The 23495-nt window shown below is 35.7% G+C and carries 24 protein-coding genes; 20 read left to right on the forward strand and 4 right to left on the reverse strand.

What is annotated here, in order from left to right; genetic code table 11:
• Positions 1-70: 70 nt before the first annotated feature.
• The 5 genes from kdgD to D9842_RS05335 all read left to right on the forward strand — a co-directional run bounded on the left by kdgD (position 71) and on the right by D9842_RS05335 (position 6576).
• Positions 71-1015, forward strand: a complete 945-nt coding sequence (gene kdgD, locus D9842_RS05315) for a 5-dehydro-4-deoxyglucarate dehydratase (protein WP_121661599.1) — start codon at positions 71-73, stop codon at positions 1013-1015.
• A 25-nt stretch (positions 1016-1040) separates the two neighbouring features.
• A complete protein-coding gene (gene gucD / locus D9842_RS05320) occupies positions 1041-2504 on the forward strand; it encodes an alpha-ketoglutaric semialdehyde dehydrogenase GucD (protein ID WP_121661600.1) in 1464 nt (487 codons plus the stop codon).
• A gap of 52 nt (positions 2505-2556) precedes the next feature.
• Positions 2557-4089 (forward strand): galactarate dehydratase, encoded by a 1533-nt coding sequence (gene garD / locus D9842_RS05325; RefSeq protein WP_121661601.1) that lies wholly within the window; start codon positions 2557-2559, stop codon positions 4087-4089.
• A gap of 87 nt (positions 4090-4176) precedes the next feature.
• On the forward strand, positions 4177-5508 hold the full coding sequence (locus D9842_RS05330) for a TRAP transporter large permease subunit (RefSeq protein WP_162987309.1): 1332 nt from the start codon (positions 4177-4179) through the stop codon (positions 5506-5508).
• A 102-nt stretch (positions 5509-5610) separates the two neighbouring features.
• On the forward strand, positions 5611-6576 hold the full coding sequence (locus D9842_RS05335; RefSeq protein WP_121661603.1) for an alpha/beta hydrolase: 966 nt from the start codon (positions 5611-5613) through the stop codon (positions 6574-6576).
• A gap of 48 nt (positions 6577-6624) precedes the next feature.
• On the opposite strand, the gene D9842_RS05340 is transcribed toward D9842_RS05335, so the two are convergent.
• On the reverse strand, positions 6625-6804 hold the full coding sequence (locus D9842_RS05340; RefSeq protein ID WP_121661604.1) for a hypothetical protein: 180 nt from the start codon (positions 6802-6804) through the stop codon (positions 6625-6627).
• A gap of 129 nt (positions 6805-6933) precedes the next feature.
• Between D9842_RS05340 and D9842_RS05345 the strand changes: the two genes are divergently transcribed.
• The 8 genes from D9842_RS05345 (at position 6934) to D9842_RS05380 (ending at position 13618) form a co-directional block, all read left to right on the forward strand.
• The gene (locus D9842_RS05345; RefSeq protein WP_162987310.1) at positions 6934-7104 is read left to right on the forward strand and encodes a hypothetical protein; all 171 of its coding nucleotides are present in this window, start codon (positions 6934-6936) and stop codon (positions 7102-7104) included.
• 110 nt (positions 7105-7214) lie between these two features.
• Positions 7215-8495 (forward strand): MFS transporter, encoded by a 1281-nt coding sequence (locus D9842_RS05350; protein ID WP_121661606.1) that lies wholly within the window; start codon positions 7215-7217, stop codon positions 8493-8495.
• A gap of 208 nt (positions 8496-8703) precedes the next feature.
• Entirely contained in the window at positions 8704-9081 is a 378-nt protein-coding gene (locus D9842_RS05355; protein WP_121661607.1) for a VOC family protein, read from the forward strand.
• Positions 9082-9164: 83 nt separating this feature from the next.
• Complete coding sequence (locus tag D9842_RS05360; RefSeq protein WP_121661608.1) at positions 9165-9833, forward strand: response regulator transcription factor; 669 nt, start codon at positions 9165-9167, stop codon at positions 9831-9833.
• Positions 9830-11167, forward strand: a complete 1338-nt coding sequence (locus tag D9842_RS05365; RefSeq protein WP_121661609.1) for a HAMP domain-containing sensor histidine kinase — start codon at positions 9830-9832, stop codon at positions 11165-11167. Before D9842_RS05360 ends, D9842_RS05365 begins: the two co-directional genes overlap by 4 nt.
• Before the next feature lie 112 nt (positions 11168-11279).
• Complete coding sequence (locus D9842_RS05370; RefSeq protein WP_121661610.1) at positions 11280-12194, forward strand: ABC transporter ATP-binding protein; 915 nt, start codon at positions 11280-11282, stop codon at positions 12192-12194.
• A complete protein-coding gene (locus D9842_RS05375) occupies positions 12191-12898 on the forward strand; it encodes an ABC transporter permease (protein ID WP_121661611.1) in 708 nt (235 codons plus the stop codon). The genes D9842_RS05370 and D9842_RS05375 overlap by 4 nt, the downstream gene beginning before the upstream one ends.
• Positions 12899-13618 carry an ABC transporter permease gene (locus D9842_RS05380; protein WP_257535980.1) on the forward strand — a complete coding sequence of 240 codons (720 nt, stop codon included), beginning with the start codon at positions 12899-12901 and terminating at the stop codon, positions 13616-13618.
• A 40-nt stretch (positions 13619-13658) separates the two neighbouring features.
• Here D9842_RS05380 and D9842_RS05385 read toward each other — a convergent pair whose 3' ends face one another.
• Positions 13659-14771: a chitobiase/beta-hexosaminidase C-terminal domain-containing protein gene (locus tag D9842_RS05385; RefSeq protein ID WP_257535981.1), complete on the reverse strand. Its 1113-nt coding sequence runs from the start codon at positions 14769-14771 to the stop codon at positions 13659-13661.
• A 197-nt stretch (positions 14772-14968) separates the two neighbouring features.
• Here D9842_RS05385 and D9842_RS05390 point away from each other — a divergent pair, with 197 nt between their 5' ends.
• The 4 genes from D9842_RS05390 (at position 14969) to D9842_RS05405 (ending at position 19650) form a co-directional block, all read left to right on the forward strand.
• Positions 14969-16372, forward strand: coding sequence for a sigma-54 interaction domain-containing protein (locus D9842_RS05390; protein WP_251403128.1), 1404 nt, complete (start codon positions 14969-14971; stop codon positions 16370-16372).
• A gap of 302 nt (positions 16373-16674) precedes the next feature.
• Complete coding sequence (locus D9842_RS05395; protein WP_121661613.1) at positions 16675-18012, forward strand: acyclic terpene utilization AtuA family protein; 1338 nt, start codon at positions 16675-16677, stop codon at positions 18010-18012.
• Complete coding sequence (locus tag D9842_RS05400; RefSeq protein WP_121661614.1) at positions 17984-18313, forward strand: AtuA-related protein; 330 nt, start codon at positions 17984-17986, stop codon at positions 18311-18313. Before D9842_RS05395 ends, D9842_RS05400 begins: the two co-directional genes overlap by 29 nt.
• A gap of 50 nt (positions 18314-18363) precedes the next feature.
• Positions 18364-19650, forward strand: coding sequence for a CitMHS family transporter (locus D9842_RS05405; protein WP_121661615.1), 1287 nt, complete (start codon positions 18364-18366; stop codon positions 19648-19650).
• 57 nt (positions 19651-19707) lie between these two features.
• Here D9842_RS05405 and D9842_RS05410 read toward each other — a convergent pair whose 3' ends face one another.
• Both D9842_RS05410 and D9842_RS05415 read right to left on the reverse strand, forming a co-directional pair.
• Entirely contained in the window at positions 19708-20820 is a 1113-nt protein-coding gene (locus D9842_RS05410) for an ABC transporter permease (RefSeq protein ID WP_257535982.1), read from the reverse strand.
• A 1-nt stretch (position 20821) separates the two neighbouring features.
• Positions 20822-21751, reverse strand: coding sequence for an ABC transporter ATP-binding protein (locus D9842_RS05415; RefSeq protein WP_121661616.1), 930 nt, complete (start codon positions 21749-21751; stop codon positions 20822-20824).
• 179 nt (positions 21752-21930) lie between these two features.
• Here D9842_RS05415 and D9842_RS05420 point away from each other — a divergent pair, with 179 nt between their 5' ends.
• From D9842_RS05420 to D9842_RS25670, 3 genes are all read left to right on the forward strand, one after another.
• The gene (locus tag D9842_RS05420) at positions 21931-22425 is read left to right on the forward strand and encodes a hypothetical protein (protein ID WP_121661617.1); all 495 of its coding nucleotides are present in this window, start codon (positions 21931-21933) and stop codon (positions 22423-22425) included.
• A gap of 58 nt (positions 22426-22483) precedes the next feature.
• Positions 22484-23095: a CPBP family intramembrane glutamic endopeptidase gene (locus D9842_RS05425; RefSeq protein WP_121661618.1), complete on the forward strand. Its 612-nt coding sequence runs from the start codon at positions 22484-22486 to the stop codon at positions 23093-23095.
• A gap of 164 nt (positions 23096-23259) precedes the next feature.
• The gene (locus tag D9842_RS25670) at positions 23260-23397 is read left to right on the forward strand and encodes a hypothetical protein (RefSeq protein WP_162987311.1); all 138 of its coding nucleotides are present in this window, start codon (positions 23260-23262) and stop codon (positions 23395-23397) included.
• The last annotated feature ends 98 nt before the right edge of the window (positions 23398-23495 follow it).

Genomic DNA, 23495 nt, shown 5'->3' on the forward strand with positions numbered 1-23495 from the left:
TGTCTTACAATTTAAATTAATTGTAAGACAAATAGACAATAAGTCAAAGGTGATGGAAGGGATTGGTAATATGACTGAAAATAGGAAGGCACCAACGGGAATTTTAGGATTTCCAACCGCACCATATAACGAAAACGGTAACATCGATGAACAGGCGTTAGCAGCAAATATTCAGTTTTTAATTGATTCAGGGCTCTCATCTATCTTTATTGCGTGTGGTTCAGGTGAATTTCATGCACTAAATAAAGCTGAGTACCAAACAATGATTGAGGTCGCTGTGGCTGTTACAAATCAAAAGGTTCCTGTTTATTCAGGAGTCGGTGGATCCATTTCGGAGGCGGTTGAGTTAGTAACACTGTCAGAAGATTTAGGAGTAGATGGGTATTTAATTCTTCCTCCATACCTAATTGAAGGGGAACAAGAAGGATTATACAACTATTACAAAAAGATTCTTAGTAGCAGCCAATTAAATGCCATTCTTTATCAGAGAGATAATGCGGTCTTGCAATTACCGATATTGCAACGGTTATTAGAAGAATTTCCTCAGATTGTAGGCATAAAAGATGGTCAAGGAAATATGGAATTAAACCTTGAGTTAACACAAACCATTGGCAATCGAGTGGAATGGTTAAACGGCATGCCATTTGCAGAAATCACGATGCCAGCTTACAAAGGAATTGGATTTAACTCATATTCTTCTGCTATATCAAACTATCTTCCACATATCTCAAGGTTGTATTTTGAAGCATTATTGGAAGGGAAAGACAATATAGCCAATGAGATTTATAGAGATGTTCTTCTTCCGATTAACCACATTAGAAAACAACGAAAAGGTTATGCGGTGTCATTAATTAAGGCTGGAATGGAAATCATGGGCTTTCAAGTAAAAAACACCGTTCGACCACCTTGTGTTCCAGTTGAAGAAGAACATTATCAACAACTAAAGAAAATTATAGAAAACACTTTAGAGAAATATCCCATTCAAAACAACGCAGTAAGTAGCTCTATAGATTAATTTAGAAATTAAAGGAGGAAGTAACATGGCTGTAGAAACAAAAAACAAAACATACAAAAACTTTATAAACGGGGCTTGGACTGAATCTTTAAGTGGTGACGTTCAAAAGAGTATTAATCCTGCAAACTATGATGATGTTGTTGGCTATGTTCAAATGTCTACCAAAGAAGAAGTAGATCAAGCTGTTGCTGCAGCAAAGGAAGCACAAAAAGCATGGCGTAAATTAGCTGGAAGTGAACGAGGTGCCTATTTATATAAAGCTGCTGATATTTTAGAAAAACGTTTAGATGAAGTTGCTGAAACGATGACTCGTGAAATGGGAAAAACTCTTCCAGAAGCAAAAGGTGAAACAGCTCGTGGTGTAGCAATTCTTCGTTATTATGCTGGCGAAGGCATGCGTAAAGTCGGAGATGTGATCCCATCAACAGATAGCAAGGCATTAATGTTCACAAGCAGAGTTCCTTTAGGAGTTGTTGGTGTGATTACACCTTGGAATTTCCCAGTCGCAATTCCGATTTGGAAAATGGCTCCAGCTCTTATTTATGGTAACTCTGTTGTATTAAAACCAGCTCAAGAAACAGCTGTTACAGCAGCAAAAGTAATTGAATGCTTTGAAGAAGCAGGCTTTCCTGCAGGTGTTGTTAATTTCGTTACTGGCTCTGGCTCTGTTATTGGTCCTGCAATCACTGAGAATCCAGATGTGAGTGGTATTACGTTCACAGGATCAAATGGTGTTGGTAAAGGAATTGGTCAAGCAGCATTAAGTCGTGGAGCAAAATATCAGCTTGAAATGGGTGGGAAAAACCCTGTTATCGTTGCTGCTGATGCAGATATAGATCTTGCTGTTGAAGCAACAATTAGTGGAGCGTTCCGTTCAACAGGTCAAAAATGTACAGCAACTAGTAGAGTTATTGTTGAGGCTGCTGTTTATGAAACATTCAAAGAAAAACTAGTTGAAAAAACGAAAGAAATTACAGTTGGAAATGGCTTGCAAGATGGCATTTGGATGGGACCATCTGCAAGTGAAGGACAACTAAACACTGTGCTTTCTTACATTGAAAAAGGAAAAGAAGAAGGTGCTCGACTGCTTGTAGGTGGAAACCGTTTAACAGGGGTTGAATATGATAAAGGCTTTTATGTTGAACCAACTATTTTTGATAACGTAACTTCAGATATGACAATTGCTCAAGAAGAAATTTTCGGACCAGTTATTGCTCTTATCCAAGTTAACTCAATGGAAGATGCACTAGCACTTGCAAATGATGTTCAATATGGATTAAGTGCTTCTATCTTCACAACAAATATTTCAAACATGCTTTCATTTATAGAAGATATGGAAGCTGGACTTGTTCGTATTAATGCTGAAAGTGCTGGAGTTGAGCTGCAAGCACCATTTGGTGGAATGAAACAGTCAAGCTCACATTCTCGTGAACAAGGTGAAGCAGCTAAAGAATTCTTCACTTCTATTAAAACAGTTTTTGTAAAGTAAAAAAGGGAGATATGCAGGAGTATAGTAGTTTTTAATAAAGGAGACGCTTCCAATGTCTTTTAAAAAAACAAACGAAATTCCACTCTTTATAAAAGTAAATTCAAAAGATAATGTAGCGATTATCGTTAATTCAAAAGGGCTGCCGGAAGGAACTTCCTTTCCGTGTGGTCTAACCTTGGTTGATTATGTACCCCAAGGTCATAAAGTAACATTATCTGATTTAGAGGCTGGCGATGCGATTATTCGGTATGGAGAAGTCATCGGATATGCCCAATCAACAATGAAAAAAGGCAGCTGGGTGAAAGAATCTTTCATTCAGATGCCAACCCCTCCAGAGTTAGATGCATTACCGTTAGCAACAAAGATACCAGATCCACAGCCACCTTTAGAGGGATATACGTTTTTAGGATATCGCAATCCTGATGGCACCGCTGGTATTAAAAATATACTAGGTATCACAACAAGTGTTCAATGTGTTGCAGGCGTGCTTGATTATGCAGTAAACAGAATCAAAAAGGAAATACTTCCAAACTATCCTAATGTTCATGATGTTGTCGCAATTAATCATACATATGGATGTGGAGTTGCAATTAATGCTCCTGAAGCAGCTATTCCGATTCGGACGATTCAAAATATTGCCACACACCCAAACCTTGGCGGAGAAGTGATGGTGGTTGGCTTAGGCTGTGAAAAGTTAGCACCAGGTCGATTAGTGCCTGATGGAGATCATGAAAAAATTCTTTCATTACAAGATCAAAATGGTTTTATCAATATGATTGAAATGATCATGAATATGGCAGAGGAGCGCTTGAAAACATTAAATGAGCGTGAAAGAGTCATTTGTCCCGTTTCTGACCTAGTTGTAGGTTTACAATGTGGTGGTAGTGATGCGTTTTCTGGTGTTACAGCAAATCCAGCTGTAGGGTATGCTGCTGATTTACTAGTTAGAGCAGGGGCAACGGTTATGTTTTCGGAAGTTACAGAAGTACGCGATGCTGTACATTTATTAACTCCAAGAGCCTTGAATGCAGAAGTTGGCCGTGAACTAATTCATGAAATGAAGTGGTATGATGACTATTTACAGCGAGGAGAAGCGGACCGAAGCGCAAATCCTTCACCAGGCAATAAAAAGGGTGGATTGTCCAATGTGGTTGAAAAATCATTAGGATCCATTGTGAAATCCGGTACCTCTGCGATCAATGGTGTTGTGCCGCCAGGAGAAAAAGCAAAGCAAAAAGGATTACTTTTTGCGGCAACTCCAGCAAGTGATTTTGTATGTGGTACACTACAATTAGCTTCTGGAATGCATCTTCAGATTTTCACAACAGGTCGCGGTACTCCATATGGTTTAGCAATGGCTCCAGTTATTAAAGTATCAACGCGGAATTCATTACAAGAACAGTGGAAGGATTTAATTGATGTGAATGCTGGTCAAATTGCAACAGGTGAAGCATCTATTGAAGAAGTTGGTTGGGAACTTTTTCATTTTATTTTAGATGTTGCAAGTGGACGAAAGCAAACATGGGCTGACAAGTGGGGGTTGTACAATAATTTAGCATTATTTAATCCTGCTCCTGTAACATAAATATGTACGGTTTTTAGGCATACCTTTATAGGGTGCCTTACTCTTTTTGTCACAGATTTTATAAAGTTCATAAGGGGATGAAAGCACTTGCGGAGTTATCTTATATTAATCATGTGTTTTCTGTTTTTAATTCAATACTTTGTTCAACAAACATGGTTAGGGTATGTTGTTGTCATATTAGTATTAGCGGCTTTTTTTGCAAGTGTGAAAGAAGCAAAAGGTTTTCCGCGAATTATTGGGTCGATCATGATGGGAACGGGTATGATATTAGAATTCTATAAAGGTGCAGGAATTAATGGAATAAGTGAAGGCATGTTACTTATACTACCTTTACTTTGTTTAGTAACACTTGCGCCACTGCTCTCAATCCCTCTTAAATTAGGGGGGTATTTTGAAGCCATAGATTTACTGTTGCGAAATTTATTACACCACCCCAAACGACTTTTCGCAGGGATTACCACTTCTTTGTTTATCTTAAGCCCTATTTTAAGCTTAGGCTCCGTTCGTTTAATTAGTGAATTTCTTTCAGATTTAAAACTTCCTTCAGCTATGTCTGCCAAAAGCTATCTTATCGGGTTCTCTTCAGCTATCCTATGGTCTCCCTACTTCGCATCTGTTTCCTTAGTTCTTTATTATTTGGATATGTCTGTTGGAAAATATATTTTATACGGAATTGGATTATCAGTTTTATCACTAATAATCGGAAACATGTTATTTGCTTTATGGGAGAAAAAACATCCAATTCGACATGGAACAGCTCCTGAACTTCCATTGACGGAAAAGTCAAGAAAACAGTTAGTTTTATTAGCCCTGTTTGTTTCATTACTTATGTCATTTTCCTTAGCTATTGAGTATGTAACAAAATGGTCAATGATTGTGATTGTTTGTATCATATCCTGCATACTACCCTTATTATGGGCGGTTACCACAAAAAGCTGGTCAAAATTGCTTCCTTTGTTAAAAGATTATCGAGACCATTCCGTACCGATGATGAATAATGAAATCATGTTATTTAGCTCTGCAGGATTATTAGCACATGCCATACAAGGAACAAATCTAGCTAATTCGGTAAGTAACCTGTTAACAGTTGTCGCGAATCAATCATTTTTATTATTTGCCTTATGCGTAATTATACTTGTTGTTATGATTACGTATATTGGTATTCACCAAATTGCCGTGATTGCCGCACTTGCGATGCAACTTAATGCAGATCAGCTTGGAATTAGTTCACTGTCACTAGCTATGTTGCTCTTACTTTGCTGGTCCATTTCAACTGCATTAAGTCCATTCTCGGGTTTAAACTTAATGGTCTGCAGACTTGTTGGTATATCAGGATTTGAAGCAGGAATTCGTGCAAATGGAGTTCATCTTACTGTTATGGCCATACTTGGACTGGGTATTATCATGTTTATTAGTTAAATAGGATCATATCTTCACAGAATAATCCCCGTTCTTGGTATAATAGAAGTCGGGGTTTTTTGTTTACATAAAACAAATAGTTAATTGGATGGAGAAAAGAAAATGAAAAAGAAACGAATCATTACTGGCTCAATTTGTGCAATTTTACTAGTAGCTGCCTATTTTTTTGTAGGAAACTATTTTTACAATTTTGCTTTAAATGTTGATCGAGAGAAAGAATTTTTAGAAGATAACCCAAACTTACAGCAAAGCGATGCAGTTGTTGCATCTGTCGCAGAGGAAGCAGAGCTTGCTGATGATGATTTTGAGCAAAAATATAGTCCTACGGAGCTTAGCGTTATTTCGACTGATAAAGAACAATTAAAGTTAAATGCGTTTGTTTATGAAAATGAACAAGCTGATCACAAGTGGGCAATTGTTGTTCATGGTTATAATGGTAAGGCAAAATCAATGACGAGATATGTTCGGAATTTTTATGAAAAAGGCTACAATGTGCTTGCACCGGACCTTCGCGGACATGGAGAGAGTGAAGGGGATTATATTGGCATGGGCTGGCACGATCGTAAAGATATGTTACTGTGGATTGATCAAATTGTTAAAAAGGATCAGGATGCAGAAATTGTTTTATTCGGTGTATCAATGGGTGGAGCAACAGTCATGATGACATCTGGGGAAGAGTTACCATCAAACGTGAAAGTAATTGTAGAAGATTGTGGTTACTCGTCTGTAAGTGATGTGTTTGTGTATCAGCTAGACGATCTTTTCGGTTTACCTGAATTTCCTGTCATGAATGCAGCGAATACGGTAACGAAGTTTCGCGCCGGATATGATTTATATGATGCATCTGCTCTAGAGCAAGTTTCCAAAAGTGTAACACCAATGTTATTTATTCATGGTGATGCTGATACGTTTGTCCCGTTCGAAATGCTGGATAAAGTCTATAAGGCAGCAAATGTGGAGAAGGAAAAGCTGGTTATCTCAGGCGCTAATCATGGAGATGCGGAGAAAGTGGACCCTAAGGCTTATTGGGGTACTGTGTGGCAATTTGTTGATCGTTATATAAATTAATTGTAATTGAGGTGTAAGTATACAAACTTACACCTTTTAATCAATAAATTATTGAGTAATCGAATCATATACATCATCAACCACTTCTTCATCTTGAATATCAAATTCCATTCTTAAATTATACCGAATGATTTCTTTGTTTACCGAACCTTCAATCACTTCCACTTTACTTGTTTTCAACCAATGGGCAATCAATTGAATTTGATCATTATAATTTAAAACATTCATACTAAACGCTCCTTCCGATAAAATCGTATTTATAAAATTTGCGTATTGTTCCATTTATATACGTTGAAACCTGAAAACCGCAGGAATGAAGTTTTTATGGTAAAATTATGTAAAGGACAGGTGATCATTATGAAAAGCAAAGCTACTGTTTTTTTTCTCTTTTTATTTATTGCTTCAATAGCTGCAGGCTTAGCTTTAAAAGACGTATTTCGTTATTCTATGATTATTGGAGTTGGCTTGGCTATGTTCTTCATCATTTTAAGCGCTCTGTCGCTTAGTAAAAGTAGAAAACACGAGTAAAGTCAATTCGGTTGAGGGTGAGTTAGATTCGGATGGTCTTTTAACTCATGAATATTCTAGGAAGATAGATTATAATAATGAAAGAATGAAAGAACTAGGAGCAAATACAAATGAACAAACATAACAGCAAGTACAGATGGGTCGTTTTTGCCTCCGTCCTATTCACCTATTTTCTTATAGTTAGTCAAAGAACGGCACCGGGCTTAATTACAGATCAATTAATGAAGGATTTTCATGTAACAGCTGCAACAATTGGCATGATTGCAAGTATTCAGTTTGTCGCATACGCAGGTTTACAGGTTCCGATTGGAATTTTATCAGATCGGTTTGGACCTAATTTTTTCCTCATTGTTGGAACATTTTTAACTGGAATTGGAACTGTGCTGTATAGTGTTGCACCCAATGAAATTGTGCTTCTTTTGGCAAGGTTAATTGTTGGAACTGGTGATTCGGCTATTTGGGTGAATTTAGTTTTAATTTTAAGTCAATGGTTTAAAGGAAATGAGTTTGTTAAATTAATTGGTATGGCTGGTATGGCAGGAAGTCTTGGCTTTTTTCTGGCATCCGTACCATTTTCGATATTTATAGGATTAACAGGGTGGAGAACTTCCTTTTTATCAATGGGGATCCTTTTGTGTTTTAGTGGACTTCTTCTTTATATGGTTTTGGTTCATCGTCCGAATAGAACGATGAAAAATGATCAATCAAATCAACCTTCTGCAAAGAAAACAGGTGTCAAACCTGAAAAAACAATGGTGATATTAAAGCGTATTTTTTCAACTCGTCAAGCATGGGCGGCTTTTTTCTGTCACTTTGGAGCTGTTGGTACATATGTGGGCTTTATTGGCTCCTGGGCCGTACCATATGGGATGAACGTATTTGATATGTCGCTTTCTAGTGCGAGTCAATTAATCATGTATGGTCTTATTGGAGCAATTATTGGTGCACCTTTAACAACCTGGATTTCAAGTAGAATTCACTCTATTAAAAAACCTTATTTAATTGTTCATATCATGATCTTTCTTAGCTGGTCGTCATTTCTCTTATTTAGTGGAAAACCGCCATTTTTTATGATTGTTCTCCTGTTTTTTATGATTGGTTATGGAAACGGTGCAAGTACCTTAACCTTTGCCATCGTTCGCCAATCTTTTGATCCTAAAGAAGTAGGGGTAGCAACGGGCTTTGCCAATATGGGTGGTTTTTTAAGTGCGGTTTTGTTACCAAGTATCTTTGGTAAAGTATTAGACTTTTTTCAAGTCTCTGAAAGTAATATCGGTTATTTCTATGGATTTATGATTCCCGTGGTTTTTTCATTAATAGGTTTATTTGGTGGATATCTTATTAAAGAACAACACCAGGAGGTTGTACAATCAAAGGAATTAACCTATTAATGGGGATAGTGAGTTTATTATTTATGAAAAAAATCTCCTAATAAGGAGATTTTTTCCGTTTAAAATGTAAAGTTGGTCTTGCCAAATACAGAGTAAAACAAGGGGTATCAAAACTAGTGTAGAAGTTACATAATGAACTAAGAAAGGACAAACTATTAAGGGAGGGGTATGAGCAGTCTTAGCAATGAATAAAAAGGAGAAAGACGTAATGATAAATAATGTTGGAAAAGTAACGGTTTATGTACAAGATCAAGAACAAGCAAAAGAATTCTGGGTAAATAAACTCGGGTTTATCTTAAAGTTGGAACAACCAATGGGACCCAGCGCTAAGTGGATCGAGGTTGGGCCTAGTGATGATGAATATACCACATTGGTTCTTTATTCAAAGTCAGCTATGGAGCAGCAGCAACCTTCAAAAGTTGCTCATCCATCGATTCTTTTTAGCACAGCAGATATTGAATCGGCTTATGAAGAAATGAAGCAAAGTGGAGTCAAGGTTGGTGACATGTTAAGAATGCCGTTCGGCACAATGTTTAGTTTTTATGATCAAGATGACAATGAATATTTATTACGAGAAGATAAATAAGTTGCAGTTAATGAAAGATCCCAGCCTACAAGAATACCTTAAGATGGGATTTCTTAAATGTAAGAGTGAAAGCAGGGGAAGTTATGAATATTTTATATGTCGAAGACGAGGAAGAGCTAGGAGCGTGGGTTTATCAGGATTTAACAAAAAGAGGCTATCAAGTGACTTGGTTAAAAAGTGGAGAAGGTGCTCTAGAGCGAGCTGAGGACTCAGATCTTGCTATCCTTGATGTTATGCTACCTGGCTTAGATGGCTTTTCTATTGGTAAGAGATTAAAAAAGGCTTCACCTAAGCTGCCAATCATCATGCTATCAGCGCGTTCACAAGTGGATGATAAGCTAGAAGGATTGCAATTTGCTGATGATTATATTACAAAACCGTTTCATCCAGATGAGCTTGCTGCAAGAATTAGTGTACTGTTACGTCGCTTTGATAAAATTATGCCAACTGTGATAGAAGTACAGCATTTGCGATATTATCCTAAGCAATTTCAGCTATTTGATGATGAACTTCAGGAAGAAATAATTTTAACATCAAAGCAGCTACAAATTTTTAACTACCTATTAAAACATGCCGGGCAAATTATGACAAAAGAACAAATCTATGAATCAAATTGGGGGGAAGTCTTTTTTGAAGGGGACAAAACGCTTATGGTCCATATTCGTTATTTAAGAGAAAAAATAGAAAAAGATCCTGCTAAACCTACTATTATTGAAACAATTCGAGGAATTGGCTATAGGTTAAAGCAATGAAGAAACTAAGTCGTAGTTTGCAAACAAAATATTTAGTATTAATTATTAGTGCTATGTTTATTTTGCCAATTGCCTTTCCTCTTGCATCATTTGTAGTTTATTTACCGGCATTATTAGTGAATTACAATAAAATGGAAGTTTATCAAAGTGAAGAAATAGAATCAGAATGGCATGAAAAAGCTATGAATTTACAAAATCGAACTGATTCAGAAATTATTGATAGTTTAAAAGAAACAGTGAATGAACTTGAACACTCCACTGTTTTTTGGGTGGATAACACTGGAAAAACTCGATTTGCTTCGAATGAAGAGGTCACAGTTCCTGAAGTTTGGAATGCAAGTGATATTGTGTCATTTATGAAAGAAAGCTATGGAGGAGATCCGTTCACTGTTGTTTCTTTTATTGGTGAAGAAAAGAATGGTTTTATTGTGCTCCAAATTGATCGAAAGTATATGGATTACCCTATCCAGCAATTGGAGAATTACTTCGAAATCATCTATGCAGTAGTTGTAGGACTATTATTGTTACTATTTATCATTCTGTTTTGGTTGTTTTTTCGAGCCATTCAAAAAAGAATTGTGAGACTTCAGTCAACTATGGATGTAGAAAATCAGAATATTCCTAGTAAAGTAACAGTTGGAGAAATGGATGAATTAGGGCAATTAGAGGATTCATTTAATAAAATGATTGAACGCTTAGAGGCTGGAAGATTGCGTGAACAAGAAGAAGAAAAGCTTCGAAAAGAGCTGATTGCGAATTTATCCCACGATCTTCGTACTCCATTAGCAACAATTCGTGCCCATGCATATTCGCTAAAAAATGAGGATATCTCTCCAGAAGGACAAGAATCAATTACGATTATTGATAAGAAAATTGATCATATACATACCTTAATTGAAAATCTCCTATCCTATACTTTACTAAGTTCAGGAAAGTACACGTATAAACCAAAGGAGGTTGACGTGAATCGAGCGATTCGTCTTTCGCTTTCGGCCTGGTATCCAATTTTTGAGAAAGAAGGGCTGGAAGTAGACATTCAGTTATTTGAAAATACATTGTCTTGGAGAATGGATCCAAATTGGTTTGAAAGAATATTGGATAATTTATTTCAAAACGTCGTAAGACATGCAAAGTCAGGCAAATATGTTGGGATCCTTTGCGAAGAAGATAAGATCATTATTAAAGATCATGGTCCTGGAATGAAAAATAAATCAGAGCAATCAGGAGTTGGAATCGGATTATCGATCATTGAACTTATGACAAAGGAAATGGGAATGATTTGGACTATTGATTCTTCGAACGAAGGAACAACGATCACCATATCGAAACCATAGTGAGTGCGTTTGATTTTATCAACGTACTCTTTTTATTTTTAAACAAAATTTAACCTTCCATACAACCCGATTTTAAGATTCTTTGTTTATTCTTTATTCAGAGGTGATAAACATGAGTCAATTTATAGTAGAAACGAACAATTTAACAAAAACATTTAAAGGAGCAAAAGCTGTTAATTCAGTGAATTTAAACATACCAAAAGGATCTATATATGGGTTTCTTGGACCAAATGGTGCAGGTAAAACAACGGCTATTAAGCTGCTTTTAGGATTGATGAAAGAAACTTCTGGATCAATACAAATATTTGGAAAAGACCTAAAAAAAGACAAACAAATGATTCTTAGAAAGATTGGATCTTTAGTAGAATCTCCTTCGTATTATGGTCATTTAACCGCCAGAGAAAATTTACAATTATTGCAAGCGATATTACAAGTTCCAAAAGAACGAATTGATGAAGTGCTTGCTATTGTCCGCTTAGAAAAAGACGATAATCGCCCAGTTAAAGGCTTTTCATTAGGAATGAAACAAAGACTTGGAATTGCATCAGCTCTTCTAGGAAATCCTGAATTACTTATTCTAGACGAACCAACAAATGGACTGGATCCCTCTGGTATTATCGAGATTCGAGAATTAATTAAACGTTTACCAGAAAAATATGGGGTTACTGTCCTCGTTTCAAGTCATCTTTTATCAGAGATCGATCAAATGGCAACCGAAGTAGGGATTATTTCAAAAGGATCACTCATTTTTCAAGATTCTATTGAAGTTCTAAGAAAGAAATCGGTTAGCAAAATACGCATTCAAACAAACAATTCCAAGGCTGCATGGAACATTTTGATAAAAGAAGGCTTAAAAGGGGAAATTGAAGGGAATTTTCTTTCGTTTAAGCAAAACAAGAACAAAGAAGTCGCCGAAATGATTCGTATTCTTGTCCAACACAATTTGGACGTTTATCGAGTAGAAGAAGTGAAAAGGTCATTAGAAAGCATTTTTTTAGACATGACGAAAGAGGAGAAAAGCTTATGATCCTTCGGTTGTTACGTAGTGATTTTAAAAAGCTAAAAGTTGGAATGTGGATTCTTGTTTTCTTAGGACCGATTGGAATATTTGGATTAACGACTTTGAATTATATGCTTCGTTATGAGTATCTTCTTCGGCAGTCAGATGATCGCTGGATGCAGCTACTACAGCAAATAAATCTTTTTCTCGCACCAGCCTTACTTTTAGGAACAGCACTACTTGCCTCATTATCTGCAAATATTGAGCATGAAACAAATGCTTGGAAGCAGGTACTAGCGCTCCCTATAAGCAGAGTAAAGGTGTATTGTTCTAAGTTTATTATGATTAGTATTTTATTGTTTATTGCTACAGTTCTTATGTTTATAGGTACATGGTTTTTCGGTAGCCTTTATGGTTGGGAGCAACATATACCGTTTAAAGAGGTTGCAATCAACAGCTTTTATCCGTATTTCGCTGCAATGCCTATATTAGCCATACAGCTTTGGTTTTCAGTCACATCGGTTAATCAAGGAACACCGCTAGCAGTCGGCATCGTTGGTGCTGTTGTGTCCATGTACTCATATGGAGGTCCTGAATGGCTCATTTGGAAATGGCCGTTGCTTCAAAATAAATGGGAAATACCTGAAATTAGTGTGTTATTAGGAATTGTTGTTGGCGGACTCATTTTTCTTACCAGTGTTGTTCATTTTGAACGAAAGGATGTGCAGTAATTGCTAGGAAAATTATTATATATAGAATGGATGAAACTTAAAAAGTCAAAGGTTTTACAAATCTTGTCTATTAGTCCCATTCTATCCACTGTCTCCGCTTATTTTACTTTTACTGATTTTCCCGGTAATCAATGGATGAACTCGTTTTATACCATGATTATGGTTCAAGCTGTTTTGTTTTTACCATTACTTGCTGGTCTTTTTTCCGCTGCTGTCTGCAGATACGAACACGCAGAGGGGGGCTGGAAACAGTTATTAGCATTACCTGTTAATCGAATTCAGGTATATAGTGCTAAGTATATTATTGTTTGCTTATTTGTCGCCCTTACTCAACTACTATTATTAGTAGGCTTATTTCTCGAAGGATACTTACATGGTTACAATGACCCTTTTCCTTGGCAGGGTGTTCTTGTTCGATTGTTTATGGGCTGGTTAGGCTGTTTACCCATTATCGCATTGCAATTATGGGTTTCTACAGCATGGTCCAGCTTTGCTGCACCTGTTGCTTTGAATGTCATTTTAACTCTACCTAACATATTAATTGCAAACTCAGAAAAATTTGGTCCATGGTACCCTTGGGCACAACCATTTTTAGGAATGGTGTTAGAGCAGCAATCCGGTTTTACATTTTCGATTGAAACCCTTGTGTTTGTTATTGTTGGAGGGTGTGTGATTTTTACGATAGGTGGTTTGGTTTATTTTCAGAGGAAAGCAGTTTAGGTAAGAAGTGCCTGATAATTTTTGTCAGGCACTTCTTATACTATTGTTTAACTTGTCTAAACATCCAATCAATCATATCCTTGTTATTGTATGCTGGTACCCATGAACCGTGATTATAGCCTAATTCTGCAGGATACTCTGTATAAATAGGGTTTCCTCCCGCTTCTTTTATTGCCTCAATAGCATTTCTTGTATGTGAAACAGGAATTACTGCATCATCTTCCGCATGAAAAGCCCAAATTGGTTTATCTTTTAAAACAAGTACAGATTCAGGATTTCCACCGCCAGCAATTGGGACCATAGCGGCAAAAAGATTAGGGTACGCAATATTTAAATTAAATGTTCCATAACCTCCTTGAGAAAGACCTGTAGAATATAGTCGATTTTGATCAATGTTGTAATCATTAATCACTTTTTGTAAGATATTGTAGGCCTTTCCTAGGTCTTCTGAAAATTCAAATACTCTGGCCAAATCGACAATATTATTCGAATTTCGAGTAATTCCAAATCCACCGTCATGTTGATTTCTTGCCTGTGGTGCAAGAACAAAGGCTGGATTTTTGGATTGATTTTCAGGTGCAGCCCAAATGATAGCGCCATCATTTGCAAGCAATTGCTTCTGATTATCGCTTCCTCGTTCACCACCTCCATGAAGAAAAAGGACAAGCGGGTAAGAAACAGAAGGATCATAGTTTTCTGGAATATAAAGACGATAAGGCATGTTATTATATTCAAACTCTAGAAACTTATCAGCAATATCCTTTCTATTTACAAATTTGTAATTGAATGTGACCACTTTGCTACTAGTATTTCCTTTATTTCTTGTAAGTGCTTTTTCGTTAACGTTACCACGAATAGCAAAAGCCTTAATCGTTACATCTTCATCGATTGAAATAGGCTCAAAATACAACGTACTGTTTTTAGTTGGTATACTACCATCTGTTGTGTAATAGATTTTAGTCGCCGGGGTACTAGTTGATAAGGTAACGAGCTGTTCCTTGTAATATAGACCAGATTTGTGCGAGGTAGATGGCGGTTGTACAACACCATTAGTTGGGTCGTTGTCTGCAAATGCTGAAAGAGAGAAAAGGAAGAACATAGAGAATGTGACTACAGTAGCACTAATAAAAAACTTTAGTTTTCTTTTTAACACAAAATCCCCTCCGATTTCCAAAAGTAAGATTCAGAATTTTTTGTTAACGGTTACATCGTATTATGAAGAATTTTAAACTGTCAATATAAATCTTTTTATCATGTTAGTGAAAAAAGTGAATTTTTCTTGTTAGAATAAGGATTATACATACAAAAAAATTTATTGATAAAGATATGATTTATTTGAGGAGGTTTGACATGCTATATGAGAACTTTAAGGAGTTTTCCTTAGAAGATCAATTAGACTGGTTTAAAGCTACACTCCACTCAATTCATGATGGTGTTCTAGTAATAGATTCTAAAGAGATTGTTAAATTAATTAACCCTGAATATACGCGTATAACAGGAGTACAGCCTAATGAAATTATTGGAAAACCTCTTCGGTTAGTTCGTCCAAAAGCTCAATTAATTGAAACGTTAAAAGACGGAAAAGAACGAATTGGGGTTTATCGGAAAGAAGGAACTGTGGAATATGTTGTTGACATGGCACCAATTATATTAAATAACGAAATAATTGGGGCTGTTTCAATTTGTAAAGGGTTAACAGAAGTTCATAAGCTTTCAAAAGAACTAGAGAAAAACAAACAAAAACTATCTCAATTGAAAGAAAGAATGGACACCTTATATCAAGCTAAATATACATTCGACCAAATTATCGGTTCGGAAAGCGGACTGAAAGAAGTGGTTCACTTAGGAAGAAAAGCAGCTGAATCTAATTTACCTGTTTTAATTATAGGTGAAAGTGGAACAGGAAAAGAACTATTTGCTCAAGCAATTCATAATGCAAGTTCTCGTGCAGAAAAGCCATTTATCCCAGTGAATTGTGCGTCCATTCCGGCATCGCTCATTGAAAGTGAGCTTTTTGGATATACGGAAGGTACTTTTACAAGTGCTAAAAAGGGAGGAAAGCTAGGTTTATTTGAAATAGCAAATTTAGGTACAATCTTTTTAGACGAAATAGGTGAATTATCTTATGATCTTCAAGCTAAACTTTTACGAGTTTTACAGGAAAAAACACTTAGACGAGTTGGTGAAGCAGGAGAAAGACAAATTGATGTTCGTGTAATTGCTGCAACAAACCGTGATCTAAAACAGCTTATTGAAAAGAAACGATTTCGTGAAGATTTGTATTTTCGGTTGAATGTATTGCACCTTGATATTCCACCACTACGTAAAAGGAAGCAGGATATTCCTGACATTATTGATTTCATTTTATACAAGCACAACGTACATTCTGAAAGTGAACGGTATTATCGATTGCACGAATCAACCCTTACAATACTAAAAGCTTACGATTGGATCGGAAATGTAAGAGAATTGAAAAATACAATTGATTATGCTGTATGCATGGCAGACGAAAGAGATATTCTACCTGAACATTTACCTAGTAGCTTTCATGGAGAAAATATCAGTATCTCAAAAAGAAATTCTAACAATCTTTTAAAAGCAGCTGTTGAGGAGACAGAGAAAAAAATCATTACAGATGTGTTGCAAATATATGGTTCTGAACTGGAGGATAAGAAAAAAGCAGCTAAGGAGCTTGGGGTGTCTTTAGCAACACTTTATAACAAAATGAAAAAGTATCAACTATATGATTTCTAAAAAATTAGAAAAGAACTTTTGTTGTTCTAAGGATTTAGAATAACAGTATTCACAACTGATTGACGATTAAAAGAGGTTTATTAATTATTTGAAATTCTAAAATTTTAGAAACTCACATTTTAAAAACGCTTTCATTATGCGTTTTTTATTTTGGCATGGAAGTTGCATATATATCGGTGTACATGAATTTACAGGAAGGATCTGGTCTAATATTTGAAAATAAATAATTGCATCAAGAATCAAATTAATTAAAAGTACTAAAAACCAATTTTGTGTACTTTTAGTCTTATTGGGGTGAAAAAATGTTAAAGATCGGAAGTGGAGCTGGATTTTCAGGTGATCGACTTGAACCCGCTGTTGAACTGGCTCAAAAAGTAAACTTGGATTATTTAGTATTAGAGTGTTTAGCTGAAAGAACAATTGCCATTGCCCAGAAAGAAAAAAGGAAAGATAAAAATAAGGGTTACGATCCTCTACTTGTTGATCGAATATCTGCCTTATTACCAGTATTGGATAAAAAACGATTCCGAATCATAACAAATATGGGAGCGGCCAATCCAATGGCTGGCGCTAAAAAGATTATTCATATTGCAAGTGAAATGAATATTTCTTGTAAGGTTGCAGTTGTAACAGGTGATGATGTGATACAAGAGCTAGATAGTGAAAATGAAATCCTTGAAAACACTAATAAGGTTAAAGATTATCAAGTAATCTCAGCTAATGCCTACTTAGGAGCCAAGGCACTTATACCAGCTTTACAAACTAAAGCAGACATTATTATTACAGGACGTGTTGCTGATCCATCATTATTTCTTGCGCCGATGATTGATTACTATGGTTGGTCACTAACTGATTATGAAACCATAGGTCAGGGTACTGTGATTGGACATTTACTTGAATGTGCTGGTCAAATTACAGGTGGCTATTTTGCAGATATAGGAGAAAAAGAAGTTGATAGGTTAGCAGACATAGGTTTTCCATATGCAATTATTGAACGTGATGGAACAGCTATTATTTCCAAGACTCCCGACTCAGGTGGTGTAGTTAATTTACGAACTGTTAAAGAGCAATTACTATACGAGGTCCATGATCCAAGTCAATACCTAACACCAGATGTAACAGCAGATTTTTCTAATGTTAAGTTAACTCAGTTAGCTGAAAATGAAGTAAGGGTAGAGGGGGGGAAAGGCACGAAAAAGCCTAGTTCTTATAAAATATCTATTGGGTATGACGCAGGTTATTTAGGAGAAGGGGAAATTTCATATGCAGGTTCAACAGCTGTTCAAAGAGCTAAGATGGCGGAGTGTATATTAAATAATAGACTTTGTAAAAAGATTCAAGATTTAAGGATTGATCTGATTGGCATTTCCTCCGTTCATCGTACAAACTTAGGAAATGATCAACCTTATGAAGTAAGACTACGGGCAGCTGCTCTTTGTAAAGATATAAAAGAAGCTCATAGTATTGGAAATGAAGTAGAAGCACTATACACGAATGGACCGTATGGAGGCGGTGGTGCAAGAAAAAGAGCGACAGAATGTCTAGGTGTTGTTTCAACTTTTATAGAAAGAAATTTAGTTGATAAAAAGATACAAGTGGAGGTTATAACGAATGAACAGAAAGCGAATCAAACTATATGAGGTAGCACATAGCAGGGCAGGTGATAAGGGGAATACCTCTAACCTTTCACTTATCCCATTTAAGGAAAGTGACTTCGAATGGATAGGTCAGGTCGTAACTGTAGAAAGAGTAAAGGAGCATTTTAAAGACATTTTTGATGGTGATGTCATTCGTTATGACATATCATCTATTAAATCTTATAATTTTGTTTGCAAAAATAGTTTACTAGGAGGGGTAACGACCTCTCTTGCACTAGATACTCACGGGAAAAGTTTGAGTAGCGCTTTATTGGAAATGGAAATTCCTTTATTGAATGAATAGGACAGTAAACAACAGTTTGTAAGCGCTTAAAATATGTTAGGGGGAATCATATGTTAGCGACCTTAGGATTTTTAACAATCGGCGTTTTCTTATTATTGATTTTAACGAAAAGAGTATCTGTTATTGTCGCGTTAATTGTTGTTCCACTTGTATTTGCTTTAATTGGAGGATTTAGTTCCGACATTGGAACTCTTATGTTAGATGGAATCCAAAGTGTAGCTCCAACAGGAATTATGTTAGGATTTGCTATTTTATTTTTTGGTGTAATGAATAATGCCGGATTATTTGACCCTATTATTTCAAGAGTATTAAAGTTGGTAAAAGGAGATCCATTAAAAATTGTTATTGGAACAGCGGTTATTGCTATGGTTACTCATCTTGATGGATCTGGGGCTTCCACATTTTTAATTACAATACCAGCTCTTTTGCCTTTATATGATAAATTAAAAATGAATCGACTTGTTCTAGCAGGTGTTGTGGCATTAGGTGCTGGAGTAATGAATATTATGCCTTGGGGCGGGCCAACAGCAAGAGCTGGCAGTGCATTAGAATTAGATCCTGGGGCTATTTTTTCACCACTTATACCAGCTATGATAGCAGGAATAATTTGGGTGCTTTTTGTTGCTTATATCCTTGGTAAAAAAGAGAGAAAACGATTAGGTGTTACAGATATGGAATACAATTATGATCAAGAGCTTTCAGATGAAGAAAGAAAAATGAGAAGGCCGAAATTATTTTGGATTAACCTAGTTATTACCATCCTAACAATTGTCGCACTTGTAAAAGTTTGGCTTCCTCTACCAATAGTGTTTATGGTTGCATTTGCTATTGTTTTACTTATTAATTATCCTAAACCAAACGACCAACAAGAACAAGTCAAGAGTCAGGCACTTGGAATGGTAACCGTTGTATCAATTATATTTTCAGCTGGAATTTTTACTGGGATTCTAGGTGGAACAGGTATGATCGAAGCTATGGCATTAGCAATGGTTAATATTATTCCTGAGGGGATTGGAGGATCAATGGCTATAGTTGTTGCAGTGATTAGCATGCCAATCAGCCTTCTTTTTACACCTGATGCGTATTATTTTGGTGTATTGCCAGTATTAAGTCAGTCAGCCGAAATATATGGAGTTGCGCCGGTCGAAATGGCCAGAGCTTCCATCTTAGGTCAAATGACAACTGGTTTCCCATTAAGTCCTTTAACAGCTTCAACCTTTTTATTAATTGGTTTAGCAGGGGTTGAATTAGGGGATCATCAGCGCTTTATTTTTAAATGGGCATTTGGCACAACAATTGTGATGGCAATTGTCGCCCTTATTATTGGTGCGATTTGAGAACTAAAAAGCCAACTAATTCAGTTGGCTTTTTTAACTAGGTTCTTATTAAAAACCCTATCTCACAGCCACAATCGACTTCCGTTTATACAATAATGACCCAATCACAAACGTAACAATTCCCCAAAGAACCATAATAGCTATTCCAGCCCATATTGAAGCTGTAAAGAGGCTCGTTTCATAAACCATACTCTCTCTTAAGCCTTCAACAAAATAGGTAAGTGGTAAAACATTTGAGATTGGTCGAATCCACTCCGGCATCGTTTCGATTGGGAAAAAGACGCCACTTAAAAACATCATAAGAAAGTTTGCAATATTGGCTACTCCCATATAAGCTTCTGTCGTTTTGCTGAAGGAGGAAATAAAATAGCCAACAGCTGTAAAAGAAAGGGTACCAAGTAAAAAGACGATTAACAGAGTTGGAAAATTGATAAACAAGTTTGCACCAAAAATATATACTCCAATGAGCGATAGGAGAATAATCTGAACAACACTGAATAATACCCTCATGACCATATCGCTTAAACCAAAAAGGTTCATATTAGCCGGAGTCATTTGTAGTCGTTTGATTAAGCCTTTGCTACGCATCTCCACTAATCCAACCATCCCAAACATTCCACCTTGTGCAATTGCCAATGCAATCATTCCAGTAAGTAGAAAATCTGTGTAACTTAATTCAGCATTACCTGATGAAATGGCTTCTGTTTGTAATTCAAAAGCGGGTGTTACACCTGAAGCTACTAGGTTTGTTTGTTGAACAAATTGATTTAGCATACCTGTAAGTGCTTGTGCTGTTGCTCCTTGTTCATCTTCTTTGTTAACAACGAGTAAAAGGGAGGAGGCATCAATTGATTCAGGTAGGACAATCGCTGCATCTACTTCTTGATTCTTTACTAATTTGTCAGCTTCTTCTCGTGTTACAGGGTCTTCTGTTTCAAGTTCAAGTACATCTAGCTGTGTAATTTGCTCAAGCATCATGTTTGACGTGGGATTAGGATTTTCATTCACGATTGCAACACTTGCTGAAAATTCATCATCAGAGCTACCACTAAAAATAGACATAAAAATAACCATTAAAATAACAGGGAAAAAGATGCCCCAAAACCATGATTGCTTTTCTCGAAATGTTAATTTTAATTGAGCAATAAACATTTGTTTGAATTGATTCATCCTAATCCCTCCATTCCTTGCCAGTGAATTCAATAAATACATCTTCTAAACTCATTTCACGAATGGAGACCTGTTCAACTCGATAATTCTTTTCTTTTGTAAATGCGAATAAGTCATAAAGTGTATCTTCTGGATTTGCTGTCCATATCCTTAATGATGAATCTTCACGTTCAGTACGAGAAACTGACTGAAGATTTTGTGAAAATGTATTTGCTTCTATAGCGACTTCTTCACCGTCAACAAACGATAATCTTACTTCTCTTTCTTTTGTTAACTTTTCGATAAGGGCAGATGGTGTGTCTAATGTAATAACTCGTCCTTGATCTACAATGCAAACTCTGTCACTTAATTTTTCAGCTTCTTCCATATAATGCGTTGTTAAAATGGTTGTTTTGCCTAGTTGTTTTAACTGTAAAATGATATCCCAAATATTTCGTCGTGCTTGTGGATCTAGGCCTGTTGTTGGTTCATCTAGAAAGATGATGTCAGGATCACTGATCATCGCAAGTCCAATTGCAAGCCTTTGACGCTGTCCACCAGATAGCTTTTTCACATGATTTTTGCGGTGATCAGTAAGGTTTACAAGATCTAAAATTTCTTTTGTAGATCGGGCCTTGTCATAAAAAGTAGCAAAAAGATTAAGATTTTCCTCAGGTGTTAACAAATCAAACATTGCACTCGACTGTGGCTGTACACCAATTTTCTTTTTAATTTCTGTTCCGTTCTTTTCCCAGTTTAGTTCCCCATACATAATTTCACCTGAATCAGGAGTTACCAAGCCTTCAATCATTTCTAATGTTGTTGTTTTGCCTGCACCATTTGGACCAATAATGGTGAATACTTCACCAGCTTGAACCGAAAAGCTAATGTCTTGAACGGCATGAACAGAACCAAATGATTTTTTCAACTGCTTTACCTCTAACACCGTCATTTTTTCTCCTCACTTCCTTGGAAACTATACCCATTTACTAGTACGCTATTCTCTTTAAATAGTTTCATCATTTTTAAAATTTATTGATTACTGTTTTTTCTATAACAACTCAAAAACTCTTAGTTTATAATAATTTTAAGAAGAAATACATAATGGTCGACATAATGGAGGAGCAAAGGATGGAAAAGGTAAAATCAGTGACATTGGACGGAGAGGAAATCCACGTTTTTAATAGTGCCATTTATCTTTTTGAAACTAATACTACGGTTACACTTGAATTAAACATCATCGTTAGTGAAATAGTCGCCAATAAATATAAACATGTTGACAAGCTTATTATTGAAATAGAATTAGAGGATGGAAGAATGATAAATTCGATTATGAGTGTGACCGTTATGCAAGGGAGGTTACCACAATTACATATTTTTTGTGACATTGATGATCTTAATGAATATAAAGGTCTTTCAATTTTGGACGAAAACAATTCCTCGTTTCCGGATATCGAGGAGGGAATTACGCTAGAAGAGATAAGAAAAGTGGAAATGCCTCTTGAAGACATCACTTTAAAATTGAAGCTTCCAATTGATCAAGTTGAATGGTTAAGGACACTAAAGAAGAAGGAAGTAACTGCTATGATGGAAGAGTTTTTAATCTATTATAGGAAAAAAGGGTGACGATCTCTATAAAAAATTGTCTTCTTGTGCTGTCAAATTTTCGAGGAAGAGGTAAAAAATGGAACCACCTAATATTGTAAATCAAAAAAACTTTAAAGCAGAATTTAACCTAAAAGATATTACACCAATTTTTGCAGTATTTTCACTTATTCTCTCAGTATTAATATTTGTTTTTATAAAAATAGAACTAATACCTGTGGAACACTATTTTTCTTTAGAAAACCCTTCTAAACTAGTGGCAAGCACAATTATGACTTCTATTGGCTTAATCATTTTTGGTATCGTGTTAACAGTAATCATGCCTGCAAAATTTATTGATGAAACAAATAAAACATTTCAACATGAATCCTTATCGACGATTATGATTAGCATGTTATTTGTCGTATTGTTTGAGGAACTGTTATTTAGGGGGATTATACAAAATTTTATATTTCTTATTCTTAAAAATGAGTGGTATGCAATAATTGTAACGGCTTTAATTTTTGTCATTTATCATAAACGATATTTTAATAAGCCGCTCATGTTGTTAAATATCACACTACCTAGTTTGGTTTTTTGCTGGATTTATTTTTATCATGATAATATTATTGTTCCAGTTATCATTCACTACACTATGAATATAACATTAACATTAATGTTTAAATATAATTTAATCAGATTAAGGAATTGAGTTAAGGGCAAGAATTATGGATAAAATAGCAGCTCACTAGAAATAGGATATTTAAAATAAAATAAATTTTTTGAAAGATCATGATAAATATATGACACATTTTCTAACCTCCGTCATATATTAACTTCTGTGTGAGAAATTTAACATAGGAAGGAAAGTTTAATATGAACAATCAACAAACAACTATTTCTATTAAGAATGACTACAAAGACGGAGGTAATGGATACAAAGTTATTGAAGTAAATATTTCCAATACATCAGATAACTTATATGCTGTTGTAACACCAGTTAACAAAATGTAAATAAATAGATAAGCGGTCTTTTTTGAAAGTATAGGGTATACATAGAAAAGATCGCTTTGTTGTGCGTGGCATAGTCCAAGTTTTGCTAAAAATCGTTG

This window comes from Metabacillus litoralis (assembly GCF_003667825.1).
In the GTDB taxonomy this organism is placed as follows: Bacteria; Bacillota; Bacilli; order Bacillales; family Bacillaceae; genus Metabacillus; species Metabacillus litoralis_B.